We start from the raw sequence: 14313 nt of genomic DNA, 5'->3' as shown, positions 1-14313 counted from the left end.
GAAACGAGCGGCGCTCGCAGAATTGCAGACGCCGGGCATCCCGTCGACCCTCATGGAGTCAGACACCGGGAGGCCCATAACTGCAAATCATCGGTCAACTGGTTTTGTTGCCATCCGGCACAAACACATAACCTACGCCCCACACCGTCTGGATATACCGTGGCTTGGACGGGTCGGGCTCGATCATCCGACGCAGTCGGGAGATCTGCACGTCGATGGAGCGCTCCAGCGCATCCCATTCCCGGCCACGGGCCAGGTTCATCAGCTTGTCGCGGGTCAGCGGCTGTCGAGCGTTCATCACCAGGGCCTTGAGCACGGCGAATTCGCCGGTGGTGAGCATGTGCACTTCATCGCCACGCTTGAGCTCACGGGTCGCCAGCGACAGTTCGTAGTCGCCAAAGGTGACACTTTCATCTTCGCTGCCCGGTGCACCCGGTACCGGTGGGGCCTGCCGACGCAGTACGGCCTTGACCCGCGCCATCAGCTCGTCGGGGTTGAAGGGTTTGGCCAGGTAGTCATCAGCGCCCAGTTCCAGGCCCTTGATGCGACTCAGCTCATCGCCCTTGGCGGTGAGCATGATGATTGGAATCTGGTTGTTCGCGCCGCGCAGGCGCTTGCAGGCGGTCAGGCCGTCTTCACCGGGCAGCATGAGGTCGAGTACGACCAGGTTGAAGACTTCGCGCCCCAGCAGGCGGTCCATCTGCTCGGTGTTCGGCACCGCGCGGGCACGGTAACCCTTGGAGTTGAAGAAACGCTCCAGCAGGCTGCTGAGCCCCGGATCGTCATCAACGATGAGAATTTTTTCGCCTTCAGCAGTTTGTGCAGTGCTGCTCATTGGATGCTCCTCTTATCTCGGCGCGCATTATGGCCTAGCTGCCGTTATACGCACCGTGTGCATTGTTAGCAGATTTTTCCTCTACCGCCAGCGAACCCGCGCCCTACAACCGTTGGCGCAATCCCCCCCCAAGGACAGAACGCTGGTTATAATGCGCCGCCGCCGTGCAGGGCAACGTCAGATCGTTACCGTTTGCTGCCGAGGCTTTTTTCACCCGCTTGTCGCGAATTTTTCGATTTCGAGGGTCAATAGGCTGCCTCTTGACCCAGGCAGCGGCGCCAGTCGGGCCGCTCAACCAGCCTCCCAGGGCCTTGTTTTCCGGGCCTGCGAGCTGCTTTTCAGAATTTCAGGTGGTTTTATGGACAGCATCAACAGCCGCATCGCCGAGGAACTCGGTGTACGCCCACAACAGGTCGAAGCGGCCGTCGCTCTACTGGATGAAGGCTCCACGGTGCCGTTCATCGCCCGTTACCGTAAAGAAGTAACCGGCAGCCTCGACGACACCCAACTACGTCACCTGGAAGAGCGCCTGCGCTATCTGCGAGAACTCGACGAACGGCGCATCAGCATCCTCGCCAGCATCGAGGAACAGGGCAAGTTGACCCCGCAACTCGAGCGCGACATCAAGCTCGCCGACACCAAGACCCGCCTCGAAGACCTCTACCTGCCTTACAAACAGAAGCGTCGCACCAAGGGCCAGATCGCCCTGGAAGCCGGCCTGGGCGAGCTGGCCGACGGTCTGTTCAACGACCCGTCGCTGACCCCGGAAACCGAAGCCGCCCGTTTCATCGACGCCGAAAAAGGCGTCGCCGACGTCAAGGCCGCCCTCGAAGGTGCCAAGTACATCCTCATGGAACGCTTCGCCGAAGACGCCAGCCTGCTGGAAAAGCTGCGCAGCTACCTGAAGCAGGAAGCCATCCTCAGCGCCCGTGTCATCGCCGGCAAAGAGGAAGAGGGCGCCAAGTTCCGCGATTACTTCGAACACGACGAGCCGCTCAAGAGCATGCCGTCCCACCGCGCGCTGGCGATTTTCCGTGGCCGCAACGAAGGTATTCTCAGCTCCGCGCTGAAGGTCGGCGACGAATTGCCGGGCACCATGCACCCCTGCGAAGGCATGATCGCCCAACAATTCGGCATCCAGAATCAGAACCGTCCTGCGGACAAGTGGCTCGGTGAAGTGGTGCGCTGGACCTGGAAGGTCAAGCTCTACACCCACCTGGAAACCGACCTGCTGGGCGAGCTGCGCGACGGCGCCGAAACCGAGGCGATCAACGTGTTCGCCCACAACCTGCACGACCTGCTGCTGGCCGCCCCGGCCGGCCCGCGTGCCACCCTGGGCCTCGACCCGGGCCTGCGTACCGGCTGCAAGGTCGCCGTAGTCGACGCCACCGGCAAACTGCTGGACCACGCCACGGTGTATCCGCATGTGCCGCACAACAAATGGGACCAGACCCTCGCGATCCTGGCCGCCTTGTGCGCCAAGCACGCGGTGGACCTGATCGCCATCGGCAACGGTACCGCCAGCCGCGAGACCGACAAGCTGGCCGCCGAACTGATCAAAAAATACCCAGCCATGAAGATGACCAAGGTCATGGTCTCCGAAGCTGGCGCTTCGGTGTACTCGGCGTCGGAACTGGCGTCCAAGGAATTTCCGGACCTCGACGTTTCGATCCGTGGCGCGGTATCCATCGCCCGTCGCCTGCAGGATCCGTTGGCCGAGCTGGTGAAAATCGACCCTAAATCCATCGGTGTCGGCCAGTACCAGCACGACGTGTCGCAGCTGAAGCTGGCGCGCGGCCTGGATGCAGTTGTGGAAGACTGCGTAAACGCCGTGGGCGTCGACGTGAACACCGCCTCCGTGGCACTGCTGGCGCGAATCTCCGGCCTCAACGCCACCCTGGCACAGAACATCGTCAGCCACCGTGACGAAAACGGCGCGTTCAAAACCCGTGCCGCGCTGAAAAAAGTCGCGCGCCTGGGTGAAAAAACCTTCGAACAAGCCGCCGGTTTCCTGCGCGTCATGAATGGCGACAACCCGCTTGACGCGTCTGCGGTCCACCCGGAAGCCTACCCGCTGGTGCAGCGCATCGCCGCCGAGACCGACCGCGACATCCGTTCGCTGATCGGCGACGCCGCTTTCCTCAAGCGCCTGGATCCCAAGAAGTACACGGACGAAACCTTCGGTGTGCCGACCATCACCGACATCCTGCAAGAGCTGGAAAAACCTGGTCGCGACCCACGCCCCGAGTTCAAGACCGCCGAGTTCCAGGACGGTGTCGAAGACCTCAAGGACCTGCAACCGGGCATGATCCTCGAAGGCGTGGTGACCAACGTGACCAACTTCGGCGCCTTTGTGGACATCGGCGTGCATCAGGACGGTTTGGTGCATATCTCCGCGCTTTCGGAGAAATTCATCAAGGATCCCCGCGAAGCGGTCAAGGCCGGTGACGTGGTCAAGGTCAAGGTCATGGAAGTCGACATCCCGCGCAAACGCGTCGGCCTGTCGATGCGCATGAGCGACACCCCCGGCGAGAAAATCGACGGTGCCCGTGGCGCGCGCCCAGGCTCGGCACCGCGCCAGTCGCAAAACACTACGGCTCGCAAGGAAACCGCCACCGCAGCCCCAAGCAACAACGCCATGGCCTCGTTGTTCGCCAACGCCAAGCAGTTGAAGAAGCGCTGATGGAGATCCCGGCCGGCTTGACCCAGAGCGCCTTCAGCGAACTGATCGGCTGCCGCCTGCAACGCCTTGAAGAAGGCGTTGCCGAGGTGGCCCTGACCCTGGAGCCGCAACTGCGCAACCGCGCGGGCAAGCTCCATGGGGGGGCGATTTTCAGCCTGGTGGACATTACGATGGGGCTGGCCTGTTCCAGCGCCCATGGTTTCGACCAGCAGAGCGCGACCATCGAGTGCAAGATCAATTACATCCGCGCCGTGTCGGACGGTGACGTGCTGTGCACCAGCCGGGTGATTCATGCCGGCCGCCGCACGCTGGTGGTCGAGGCGGAGGTGTATCAGGACGAAAGACTTGTCGCAAAAGCACAGGGCACGTTCGCTGTCCTATAGCTCCCCACCCCCGATTTGAGTTAATTTCGGCGCTGCACTAACGGCGTCGGAATTTTCTCGCTGCGCTGTAGCCAAATTCATGGAGTGAAGTCGGCATATTCAGAGCGGGTCAAATCGACTCAAAACCAGGCGATCACGCCAGTTTCAACTTCACCCTTGTAGACCGTCCTGCCCACCCCCATATTGGGGCGACTGACGCGTGAAGGAATCCAACTTGAGCGAACTTCTCAACCGCCGCCTGGCTCTGCTCGGCAAGCGCGAACACCTCTCCCTGCTAGAGCAGTGCTTGCACGGCATCGAGCGCGAATGCCTGCGTGTCACCGGTGAGGGTCGACTGGCGCAAACGCCGCACCCCGAAGCCCTGGGCGCCGCGTTGACCCACGAACAGATCACCACCGACTACTCGGAATCGCTGCTGGAGTTCATCACTCCCGCCCTGCCCGACCCGGCCGATACCCTGAGCAGCCTGGACAAGATCCATCGCTTTGCCTATACCAAGCTCGGCAGCGAATACCTGTGGAGCCCCTCCATGCCGTGCCCGCTGCCGGCCGAGGAAGATATTCCGATTGCCTACTACGGCACCTCCAATATCGGCCAGCTCAAGTATGTGTACCGCAAGGGCCTGGCCCTGCGTTACGGCAAGACCATGCAGTGCATCGCCGGCATCCACTACAACTTTTCCCTGCCGGAGCAGCTGTGGCCGCTGCTCAAGGAAACCGAAGGGTTTGTCGGCACTGACCGCGACTACCAGTCCAACGCCTATATCGCGCTGATCCGCAATTTCCGCCGCTACAGCTGGCTGTTGATGTACCTGTTCGGTGCTTCGCCGGCCCTGGACGCCGGGTTCCTGCGTGGTCGTTCGCACCAGTTGGAAGTGCTCGACGCCGACACGCTGTACCTGCCCTACGCCACCAGCCTGCGCATGAGTGACCTGGGTTACCAGAGCAACGCCCAGGCGGGCCTCACGCCGTGCTACAACGACCTGGCCAGCTACACCGACAGCCTGCGCGAAGCGGTGGCAACGCCCTACGCGCCCTACGTCGAAATCGGTACGCACAAGGACGGTGAGTGGGTACAGCTCAACACCAACATCCTGCAGATCGAAAACGAGTACTACTCCAACATCCGCCCCAAGCGCGTGACCTATACCGGCGAGCGGCCGATCCAGGCGCTGATGGCCCGTGGCATCCAGTACATCGAAGTGCGCTGCCTGGACATCAACCCGTTCCTGCCCATGGGCATCGACTTGCAAGAGTCGCGCTTCCTCGACGCCTTCCTGCTGTTCTGCGCACTGAACGACAGCCCACTGTTCGCCAACAACGAGTGTGGCAACGCCACCTCCAACTTCCTCAGCGTGGTCAAGGAAGGTCGCCGTCCGGGCCTGCAATTGCAACGCCAGGGCCAGCCGGTGGACATGAAGGAGTGGGCGTCCGAGTTGCTGGAGCAGATTGCACCGCTGGCTGCCTTGCTGGACGAGAGCCACGGCATCACTGAGCACAGCCAGGCGCTCGACGCCCAGTTGGCCAAGGTCAACGATTCGTCCCTGACCCCGTCGGCCCAGGTGCTGGCGGCGATGGCCGAGCGTAAAGAGAGTTTTGCGCAATTCTCCCTGCATCAGAGCCAGTTGCACGCCGAGCATTTCCGCAAGGAGCCGCTGGCGGCTGAAGAGCAGGCGCGCTTTGAAGAGCTGGCGCGGACGTCGCTGGCGCAACAAGCAGAGCTGGAGCAGAACGAAGTGGGCGATTTCGATGTGTTTGTTGGGTCGTACCAGGCCAGCATCCTCGCCATCAGCAACTAAGTAAGCTCAAACCGGGGCAAATGTGGGAGAGGGCAAGCCCCTTCTCACATTTCACCTCATTTCAATTGACGATCAGCGCTCACGGTTCTTCTCATAAGCTAATTCGAAAATGTTATTTATTTTCGGGTTCTTAGATCATTTAGTCTCCTCGCACGCCGACCCTCGGCCGCCTGATTGAGGAGCTTCCCCTTGAAACTGTTAACCCCTCTGCGTCTCCTGGCCGCATTGTCCCTGGCCGGTGCCAGCCTGTTTGCCCAGGCGGCGGACGTGACCATCGCTTACCAGACCACCGTGGACCCGGCCAAAGTCGCCCAGGCCGATGGCGCCTATGAAAAAGCCACAAACGCCAAGATCAACTGGCGCAAATTCGACAATGGCGCCGACATCATCGCCGCCATCGCTTCCGGCGACGTGCAGATCGGCTACCTCGGTTCCAGCCCGCTGACTGCCGCGATCACCCGCAAGGTACCGGTGGAAACCTTCCTGGTCGCCACCCAGATCGGCGGCGCCGAAGCCCTGGTAGCGCGCAACGGTTCGGGCATCAACAGCCCGCAGGACCTGGTCGGCAAGAAAGTCGCCGTACCCTTCGTGTCCACCGGGCACTACAGCCTGCTGGCCGCGCTGAAGCACTGGAACATCGACCCGTCCAAAGTGACCATCCTCAACCTCGCGCCACCGGCGATCATCGCCGCCTGGAAGCGCGGTGATATCGACGCCACCTACGTATGGGATCCTGCCCTGGGCGTGGCCAAGGAAAACGGCAAGGTGCTGATCACTTCGGGCGAACTGGCCAAGTTCGGCGCGCCGACCTTCGATGCCTGGATCGTGCGCAAGGACTTCGCCGAGAAACACCCGGAAATCGTCACCGCGTTCGCCAAAGTCACCCTGGATGCCTACGCCGCGTACCGCAAAGACCCACAAGCCTGGCTCGCCGACAAAGGCAACGTCGACAAACTGGTGAAACTCTCCGGCGCCAAGGCCAGCGACATCCCACTGCTGCTGCAAGGCAACGTCTACCCACTGGCCGCTGACCAGGTGACCCTGCTGGGCGCACCGACCACCAAGGCTGTGACCGACACCGCCGCGTTCCTCAAGGAACAAGGCAAGGTCGACGCCGTGCTGCCGGACTACGCCCCTTACGTCAGCGCCAAATTCATCACTCACTGATCGGGAGTTCATTGCGATGGCCTTGCTACAACTGGAGCGCATCAGCGCACAGTACCCAGGCGCCACAGAACCGGTACTGTCAGACATTTCACTCGACCTGGGGCCCCAGCAGTTGCTGGTGGCTCTCGGCCCGTCCGGCAGTGGCAAGACTTCGCTGTTGAACCTGATTGCCGGTTTCGTCGAACCTTGCGCCGGGCGCATCACCCTCGATGGCGTGCCGGTCAAAGGCCCCAGCGCTGAACGCGGCGTGGTGTTCCAGGACGACGCCCTGCTGCCCTGGCAGGATGTGCTGGCCAACGTCGGCTTCGGCCTGGAGCTGGCCGGCGTGCCCAAGGCGCAACGCGAAGTACGCGCCCGGGAAATGCTCGCGCTGGTCGACCTGGCCGGGTTCGACAACCGACGCATCTGGCAGCTTTCCGGCGGCCAGAAGCAACGTGTCGGCCTGGCCCGCGCCCTGGCCGCCGACCCTCGTGTACTGCTGATGGACGAGCCCTTCGGCGCCCTCGATGCCTTTACCCGCGAACAGATGCAGGAGCTGTTGCTGCAAGTCTGGCGGCGCACGGCCAAGCCGGTGTTCCTGATTACCCACGACATCGAAGAGGCGGTATTCCTCGCCACCGATTTGATCCTGCTGGCGCCCAACCCCGGCCAGATCGTCGAACGCCTGCACCTGGACTTCGGCCAACGCTACGCCGCCGGTGAGTCGGCGCGGGCGATCAAGTCCGACCCACGCTTTATCGAAACCCGCGAACACGTGCTGGGCAAAGTGTTCTCCCAACGGCAGGTGTCCGCATGAGCAGCTACGAACTTCCCGCCACGGTGACCAAACCGGTGGCGCACGCAGTGGCCCCGGTACGACGCAGCCTGAGCACGCGCTGGATCAGCGTGTTGACCCTGGTCGCCTTGCTGGCCCTCTGGTGGGCCGTGACCGCCAGCGGCTTGATCGAACCGCTGTTCCTGCCGCCGCCGTCCGCCGTGCTGCAAAAGGGCTGGCTGCTGGCGACCACCGGCTATATGGACTCCACCTTGTGGCAGCACCTTGGCGCGAGCCTCAGCCGTATCGGCCTGGGCCTGGGCTTCGCGGTGCTGACCGCCGTGCCCGTGGGGATCGCCATCGGTTCCAACCGAATCGCCCGTGGCATCCTCGACCCGCTGATCGAGTTCTACCGGCCGATCCCGCCGCTGGCCTACCTGCCGTTGATCGTGATCTGGTGCGGCATCGGCGAGCTGTCCAAGGTGCTGCTGATCTACCTGGCAATCTTCGCGCCGATAGCCATCGCCACCGCCACCGGCGTGCGCACCGTCGACCCGGCCAGACTGCGTGCGGCGCAGTCGCTGGGTGCCACCCGTGCCCAGTTGATTCGCCATGTGGTCCTGCCGAGCGCCCTGCCCGACATCCTGACCGGCGTGCGCATCGGGCTGGGTGTGGGTTGGTCCACGCTGGTCGCCGCCGAGCTGATCGCCGCCACCAGCGGCCTGGGCTTCATGGTGCAGTCGGCGGCGCAGTTCCTGGTCACCGATGTGGTGGTGCTGGGGATTCTGGTGATCGCCCTGATCGCCTTCGCCATGGAAATGGGCCTGCGTGCCCTGCAGCGTAAACTGGTGCCGTGGCATGGCCAGGCACACTGAGTGAATGAGAACCGCATGAGCAGCCTGACCGTTACCCCATTAAGCACCGCCCTGGGCGCCCAGATCAGCGGTGTCGATATCACCCAGCCGCTACCCCCTGAACAGCGCGACGCCATCGAACAGGCGTTGCTCACCCACTCGGTGCTGTTCTTCCGCGGCCAGTCGATCACCCCGCAGCAGCAAGCGCGGTTCGCGGCGAATTTCGGTGACCTGCATATCCACCCGATCTACCCCAACGTGCCGGACCAGCCCGAAGTGCTGATCCTCGACACCGCCGTCACCGACGTGCGCGACAATGCCGTGTGGCACACCGACGTGACCTTCCTGCCCACTCCGGCGCTCGGTGCAGTACTCAGCGCCAAGCTGCTGCCGGCGTTTGGTGGCGATACGCTGTGGGCCAGCGGGATTGCAGCCTATGAAGCATTGTCCGAACCGCTGAAGCGCTTGCTCGACGGGCTGACGGCGACCCATGACTTCACCAAGTCCTTTCCGCTGGAGCGCTTTGGCAACACCGCCGAAGACCTGGCACGCTGGGAAGAAACCCGCAGGAAGAACCCGCCGTTATCGCACCCGGTGGTGCGTACGCATCCGGTGAGTGGGCGCAAGTCACTGTTCGTGAGTGATGGGTTTACCACCAAGATCAATGAGCTGGAACCGGCGGAGAGTGAAGCCATCTTGAAGCTCTTGTTCGCCCACGCGACACGCCCGGAATTTACCATTCGCTGGCGTTGGCAGGAAAACGATGTGGCGTTCTGGGATAACCGCGTGACACAGCACTACGCGGTGGATGACTACCGGCCGCAGCGGCGGGTGATGCATCGGGCGACGATTCTCGGGGATGTGCCGTTCTAAGGCCAGGCCCGTTAGTCATCACACCAGAAATCAAATGTGGGAGGGGGATTGCTCCCTCCCACATGGACTGTTTATTCAGCCGTGGATGGCTTTTCCCACAGGTTGATCCCGCCTTCCTGGGCAAACCGATCGATCTCCGCCAGTTCTTCCACGCTAAAGCTCAAGTTCTTCAACGCACCGACGTTCTCGATAATCTGCTCCGGCCGGCTTGCACCGATCAGCGCACTGGTCACCCGTGGATCACGCAACGTCCAGGCCAGTGCCAGTTGGGCCAGGCTCTGACCACGACGCTGGGCGATCTCGTTCAGCGCACGCACATGGGCGATGTTGGTTTCGGACAGGTGCTTGGCCTGCAACGAACCACCGCCCGGGCGATTCACCCGTGCATCCGCCGGTACGCCATTGAGGTACTTGTCGGTCAGCAAACCCTGGGCCAGCGGCGTGAAGGCAATCACCCCGGCGCCGAGCTCTTCGGTGGTGTCCAGCAGGTCTTTCTCCACCCAGCGGTTGAGCAGGTTGTAGGCCGGCTGGTGAATCAGCAGCGGCACTTTCCACTCTTTGAGCAGGGCGGCGATTTCGCGGGTTTTTACCCCTGAGTAGGACGAGATACCGATGTACAACGCCTTGCCTTGTTGCACAGCAGTGGCGAGGGCACTGGCGGTTTCTTCCAGGGGGGTGTCGGCGTCAAAACGGTGGGAATAGAAGATATCCACATAGTCGACACCCAGGCGTTGCAGGCTCTGGTCGAGGCTGGCCAGCACGTACTTGCGCGAACCGCCGCCCTGGCCGTAAGGGCCGGGCCACATGTCCCAGCCGGCCTTGCTGGAGATGATCAGTTCGTCGCGGTAGTGCTTGAAGTCTTCACGCAGCAAACGGCCGAAGTTGATCTCGGCGCTGCCGTAGGGCGGGCCATAGTTGTTGGCCAGGTCAAAGTGGTTGATCCCCAGGTCGAACGCGGTGCGCAGCAAGGCTCGCTGGGTGTCGATCGGGGTGCTGTCGCCAAAGTTGTGCCACAGGCCCAGGGACAGTGCGGGCAGCACCAGCCCACTGCGGCCTACGCGGCGATACGGGATAGATTCATAGCGGTTTTCGGCAGCAATGTAAGTCATCGAATCCTCTCTTGGACGTCGGCAAATAAGGCCTGGGAATAAGGGTATTCCCAGGCCTTTTAACCAGCTGAATCGCTTAAGTCTGCCGTTCCGTTCTACAGCAATTGCCTACCAGAGTGGAACGACATAACTCACATAGAAGCGGTTTTCATCTTGCACGGTGGCACCGCTGATGTCCGGGCTGGCGTGGGCGTTTTTCCAGGTGACACCCAGGCCTTTGAGGGTGCCGGTAGGCACTTGATACGCCACGGCGACGTTACGTTCCCATTCGCTGGTAGTGCCTTGCGCCGTGCGGATGTCATCGCCGTGGGCATAGGCGGCGGAGAACGTCAGGCCCGTGAGGCCAAGCTTACCGAAGTCATACTTGTACTGCGCAAGCCAAGTGCGCTCACCGGCGTGTTGAAATTTATTCAACTGCATGTTGGTCAGCGCCGGCGTGTCGGCGCCTGAGCCTGGGCCCTGGCGGTTGTCGCCGCTGTTCAGGCCGGAATCCAGGTAGGGGAAGTCGCTGTCGCCGCTGTTCTTCTGGATGCCCAGGCCGACGGTGTGGCCGTCCAGGCTGTAGCTCTCAAGCAGGCTGGCGGTGGTCTGGTTGATACGCCCCTTGCCCGTGCCGTCACCGTAGAGGCCGGCGGCTGCGTAGTCTTTGTCGCCATCGGCGTTGCCGCCCACGCCCAGGCTGCGGAACACCCGCAAGTCGGTGTCGATCGCGCCCACGGACAAGGCGTCATGCCGCTTGGCGCCGAGGAAGAACTGCTGGTAGTAATCCTCAAGGTTGGAGTACCACAGGCTGACCGTGGTGTTCTGGATGCCAGTGTAGTCCGCACCGCCGAACAGGAAGCGATCGCTCTCTTTGGTGCCACCGGCGGTGATCATGCCCTGGTCGCCGGTTTCGTTGCGGATCTTGGTCTTGAAGATATCGCCGCCGGTGAAGGTGAAGTCACTGAGGTCCTTGGACACCAGCTGTACACCCGTGTTGGTCTGCTGGTAAAGGCGCCCGTCGGTGTTGGCCAGCACCGGGTTGTTGCCGTAGAGCGTACCCAAGCGCAACTCGTCCTTGGCGAAACGCATCTTGAACGTCGGGCTCAACACACCGAACTGGTCGGCGGACTTGCCGTTGTCCAGCGGGAACATGCTGCCCGGGTAGCGGCCCTGGTGATCCTTGTCGTTGAGGTCGCCGCCGGAGTCCAGCTTCAACCCATAGAACGCCTGCAGGTCCAGGCCGAACCCCACCGGGCCTTCGGTGTAGCCGGACTTGAAGTTGAACTCGAAACCCTGGCCCCAATCGCGAATGCTGTGGGCCTTGGCGTTGCTGTTCACCACGTCACGCCCCTGCTGGTTGAGGTAGCGGTTGAGCAGGGTCACATCGGCGTGGCTGTCATCGATAAAATCGGCATGGGCGGACAGCATAAAGCTCGCCATGGCGGCACCCACCATAGGGCTTATCAACGTCTTCATTGGTACCGGTCTCCTTCACTGTTCTGAAATGAAAGCGTCAAACGCTTCACACAATTACGCAGTGACCAGATGACAGTTACGCGTCAAACCGTGGCGTGAACGGATGAAATTAAATTTAAGAAACCCTTCTATTACGCGGCTTAGCGGGCATTTTCGAAGACTTCGGCAAGCCAGTCGACGAACACCCGCACCCTCGGCGACAAGTGTCGGTTCTGCGGATACAACACCGACACCGGCATCGACGGCGGCGGTGTGTCAGGAAGGATTTCATGCATCACGCCCTGCTCGATCAATTCGGCCATGCGGTAGTGCGGGCACTGGATAATGCCCAACCCCGCCACTGCGCTGGCGGAATAAATCTCGGCGCCGAACACCGACAGCGCACCCTGGATACTCACTTCCTGCAGCTCGCCGTCCACCATGAACTCGAAGGGAAACAGTTTGGCCGTGGTGCGCGAAACATAGTTCACCGCGCGGTGCTCACTCAGCTCGGCCAGGCTCTTGGGTTCGCCGTATTTACGCAAGTAGGCAGGGCTTGCGCAGGTGACCTGGCGCAGGTTGGCGACGCGTCGGCCGATCAGCGCGGAATCACCCAGGGCGCCTGCGCGCAGCACGCAATCCACGCCTTCGGCGATCAGGTCGACAAAGCGATCCGCCTCGCTGATCGACAGCTCGACCTCCGGGTAACGCGCCATGAATTGCGGCAGTGCCGGCACCACAAAATACTTGGCCAGCGTACCGTGCAAATCCACGCGCAAACGGCCCTTGGGCGCCACGCTGCGAAATGCCAGTTCGGCCTCTTCCAGCTGCGCCAGCAACTGCAAACAGCGTTGGTAATACGCCTCGCCATCCAGGGTCGGGCGCACGTGACGGGTGCTGCGTTCCAGCAGGCGCGTGCCCAGCCACGCTTCGAACTGGTTGAGGGTGTGGGTCAGGGTCGCCCGGGGCAGATTCAGGTCATCGGCCGCCAGCGTGAAGCTGGAACGCTCGTAAATCCGCACGAAAACCTTCATGGCCTTGACTTGATCCACGCTGCACTCCGTCGCGCCGATTGTTGGCGATTATTGAACAGTCAAGGCAACTCTGGCGCATTTATCGCCCTGGGTAAACATGTGAACCTGCTGCCACCCACCGTTAAAGGAACCCAGATCATGACGACTCAAGTAGCAATCATCACCGGCGCTTCCCGTGGCATCGGCGCCGTCATTGCCAAGCAACTCGCCGCCGACGGTTACGCCGTGGCCATCAACTACGCCAGCAGTGCCACCGAGGCGTCGAAGCTGGTGGTGGAACTGCGCCAGGCCGGTCACCGGGCCATAGCGATTCAAGGCGACGTCGCCAACCCCGCCGACATTACGCGCCTGTTCGACCAGGCCGAGGCACAGTTGGGCAAGGTCGACGTACTGATCAACAACGCCGGCATCCTCAAGACCCTGCCCCTGGCCCAGCACAGCGATGAGCTCTACAACCAGAATTTCGATATCCACACCCGTGGCACCTTCAACGCCCTGCGTGAAGCCGCCACGCGCCTGAACGACGGCGGGCGCATCGTCAACTTTTCCAGCAGCACCGTCGGCCTCAATTTCCCCGGCTACGCGGTGTACATCGCCAGCAAGGCGGCGGTGGAATCCCTGACTCAAGTGTTCGCTAAAGAAATGCGCGGGCGCCGGATTACCGTCAACGCGGTGGCGCCAGGCCCGGTCGCAACCGAACTGTTCCTTCACGGCAAGACCGAAGAACAGATCCAGGGCATGGCCAAGATGCCGCCGCTGGAACGCCTGGGCCAACCGGAAGATGTCGCCCGCGTGGTGGCGTTTCTGGTGAGCCCGGCCGGTGGCTGGGTGAATGGGCAAATCCTGCGCGCCAATGGCGGGCTGGTCTGAGTCGTACATCTGGGCCAGCGATGTTCACTTTGTGGAATTCTTTCATGCCAACCTTATCGATCCCCGCACTCGCCCCGCTTTACCGCTTTGCCGAACCCCTTGCCTACGCGCTGCTGCGCGCAGGTTTCGGGGTAATCATGCTCACCCACGGCCTGCCCAAATTGCTGGGCCGTGCACATGGTTCGATGGCCGACCCGATGGCGGCATCCATCAACCTGATCGAGAACCGCCTGCACCTGCCGCAGCCGGAGTTGATCGGCCTGCTGGTCGCGTTGTTGGAAGCGGTGGGCGGGTTGCTGTTGATCCTCGGCCTGGGCACACGGCTGGTCGCGGCCATGATGACCGTGCAGATGCTGACCATTGCTTACTTATTGGGGCCGACGTGGGCATGGATCGACCGGGGCATCGAGTACCCGGTACTGATGGCGCTGCTAGCGTTGTACCTGGTGTTTCGCGGTGCAGGCCGCTACTCCCTGGACAATGCGTTGGGCAAGGGGTAGTCACTGCCGGCCAGCC

Annotated in this window: 13 protein-coding genes; 9 read left to right on the top strand and 4 right to left on the bottom strand. The window is 62.1% G+C overall.

Annotation, left to right across the window (positions count from 1 at the left end; translation table 11 throughout):
- Window positions 1-94: 94 nt before the first annotated feature.
- On the bottom strand, window positions 95-835 hold the full coding sequence (ompR, locus tag LUU92_RS01265; RefSeq protein WP_016979041.1) for an osmolarity response regulator transcription factor OmpR: 741 nt from the start codon (window positions 833-835) through the stop codon (window positions 95-97).
- 358 nt (window positions 836-1193) lie between these two features.
- On the opposite strand from ompR, the gene LUU92_RS01260 reads away from it, so the two are divergent.
- The 7 genes from LUU92_RS01260 (at window position 1194) to tauD (ending at window position 9347) form a co-directional block, all read left to right on the top strand.
- Window positions 1194-3518 carry a Tex family protein gene (locus LUU92_RS01260; RefSeq protein ID WP_071492497.1) on the top strand — a complete coding sequence of 775 codons (2325 nt, stop codon included), beginning with the start codon at window positions 1194-1196 and terminating at the stop codon, window positions 3516-3518.
- Window positions 3518-3901, top strand: coding sequence for a PaaI family thioesterase (locus LUU92_RS01255; protein ID WP_071492498.1), 384 nt, complete (start codon window positions 3518-3520; stop codon window positions 3899-3901). Before LUU92_RS01260 ends, LUU92_RS01255 begins: the two co-directional genes overlap by 1 nt.
- Window positions 3902-4115: 214 nt before the next feature.
- Window positions 4116-5699 carry a glutamate--cysteine ligase gene (gene gshA / locus LUU92_RS01250; RefSeq protein WP_071492499.1) on the top strand — a complete coding sequence of 528 codons (1584 nt, stop codon included), beginning with the start codon at window positions 4116-4118 and terminating at the stop codon, window positions 5697-5699.
- A 189-nt stretch (window positions 5700-5888) separates the two neighbouring features.
- The gene (tauA, locus tag LUU92_RS01245) at window positions 5889-6866 is read left to right on the top strand and encodes a taurine ABC transporter substrate-binding protein (RefSeq protein WP_071492500.1); all 978 of its coding nucleotides are present in this window, start codon (window positions 5889-5891) and stop codon (window positions 6864-6866) included.
- A 16-nt stretch (window positions 6867-6882) separates the two neighbouring features.
- Complete coding sequence (gene tauB / locus LUU92_RS01240) at window positions 6883-7662, top strand: taurine ABC transporter ATP-binding subunit (RefSeq protein WP_071492501.1); 780 nt, start codon at window positions 6883-6885, stop codon at window positions 7660-7662.
- A complete protein-coding gene (gene tauC / locus LUU92_RS01235) occupies window positions 7659-8495 on the top strand; it encodes a taurine ABC transporter permease TauC (protein ID WP_093121671.1) in 837 nt (278 codons plus the stop codon). The genes tauB and tauC overlap by 4 nt, the downstream gene beginning before the upstream one ends.
- Before the next feature lie 15 nt (window positions 8496-8510).
- The gene (gene tauD / locus LUU92_RS01230) at window positions 8511-9347 is read left to right on the top strand and encodes a taurine dioxygenase (RefSeq protein ID WP_071492503.1); all 837 of its coding nucleotides are present in this window, start codon (window positions 8511-8513) and stop codon (window positions 9345-9347) included.
- Window positions 9348-9418: 71 nt separating this feature from the next.
- Here tauD and mgrA read toward each other — a convergent pair whose 3' ends face one another.
- From mgrA to LUU92_RS01215, 3 genes are all read right to left on the bottom strand, one after another.
- Window positions 9419-10456 carry an L-glyceraldehyde 3-phosphate reductase gene (gene mgrA / locus LUU92_RS01225; RefSeq protein ID WP_071492504.1) on the bottom strand — a complete coding sequence of 346 codons (1038 nt, stop codon included), beginning with the start codon at window positions 10454-10456 and terminating at the stop codon, window positions 9419-9421.
- A 108-nt stretch (window positions 10457-10564) separates the two neighbouring features.
- Window positions 10565-11893: an OprD family outer membrane porin gene (locus LUU92_RS01220; RefSeq protein WP_093121675.1), complete on the bottom strand. Its 1329-nt coding sequence runs from the start codon at window positions 11891-11893 to the stop codon at window positions 10565-10567.
- 161 nt (window positions 11894-12054) lie between these two features.
- Window positions 12055-12945: a LysR family transcriptional regulator gene (locus LUU92_RS01215; RefSeq protein ID WP_257103043.1), complete on the bottom strand. Its 891-nt coding sequence runs from the start codon at window positions 12943-12945 to the stop codon at window positions 12055-12057.
- 120 nt (window positions 12946-13065) lie between these two features.
- Here LUU92_RS01215 and LUU92_RS01210 point away from each other — a divergent pair, with 120 nt between their 5' ends.
- Together LUU92_RS01210 and LUU92_RS01205 are read left to right on the top strand one after the other, a co-directional pair.
- Complete coding sequence (locus LUU92_RS01210) at window positions 13066-13797, top strand: SDR family oxidoreductase (protein ID WP_071492507.1); 732 nt, start codon at window positions 13066-13068, stop codon at window positions 13795-13797.
- Between the two features lie 44 nt (window positions 13798-13841).
- On the top strand, window positions 13842-14297 hold the full coding sequence (locus LUU92_RS01205) for a DoxX family protein (protein WP_256575669.1): 456 nt from the start codon (window positions 13842-13844) through the stop codon (window positions 14295-14297).
- The last annotated feature ends 16 nt before the right edge of the window (window positions 14298-14313 follow it).

This window comes from Pseudomonas extremorientalis (assembly GCF_024584605.1).
GTDB classification, from domain to species: domain Bacteria; phylum Pseudomonadota; class Gammaproteobacteria; order Pseudomonadales; family Pseudomonadaceae; genus Aquipseudomonas; species Aquipseudomonas extremorientalis.
Note: the sequence above shows the minus strand (reverse complement) of the source record. Positions and strands in the feature narration are given on the sequence as shown.